The organism is Anaerotignum faecicola, from assembly GCA_024460105.1.
Taxonomy (GTDB): domain Bacteria; phylum Bacillota; class Clostridia; order Lachnospirales; family Anaerotignaceae; genus JANFXS01.
In genome coordinates this window covers 1-409 of sequence record JANFXS010000456.1, presented here as the reverse complement: position 1 = coordinate 409, position 409 = coordinate 1, and the positions used below count along the sequence as shown (strand labels likewise).

The 409-nt window shown below is 51.3% G+C and carries 1 protein-coding gene; it reads right to left on the bottom strand.

The genetic code is table 11. The features are described from left to right. Window positions 1-6: 6 nt before the first annotated feature. A partial coding sequence (locus tag NE664_14850; protein ID MCQ4727914.1) for a nucleoside deaminase occupies window positions 7-409 on the bottom strand: 403 nt, incomplete at its 5' end.

Below are 409 nucleotides of genomic sequence, written 5' to 3'. Positions count from 1 at the left end.
CTCCTGTCAATCCCAATAACCTTCATGAACTTTGGCTGCATCTACTTCCACTTCCGTGACAGGTCCCACCACCTCAATTGCCTTTTGTCCCCGGGAAAATACTTCACGGCAGGGGAGGTCAAAGGTCGGGTTTTGCTCATTGCTGCCAGTCAGCTCCAACAGACGGCGCTCTGTCATGCCATAAACTACACGGCCGATATTGGCCCAGTAGATGGCGCCGGCGCACATGGCACATGGCTCTGCCGTAGTATATAAGGTGCAGTCCCAGAGATAATCTTTTGTAAATTCATGGGAAGCACGTGCTGCCAGCGTTGCCTCTGCATGACCGGTACAGATTTTATCTGTGATCTCGATATTTCCCTGCTCCATCACGATGTCCCCGTCCTTATTTACTAAAAGCGCTCCGAAG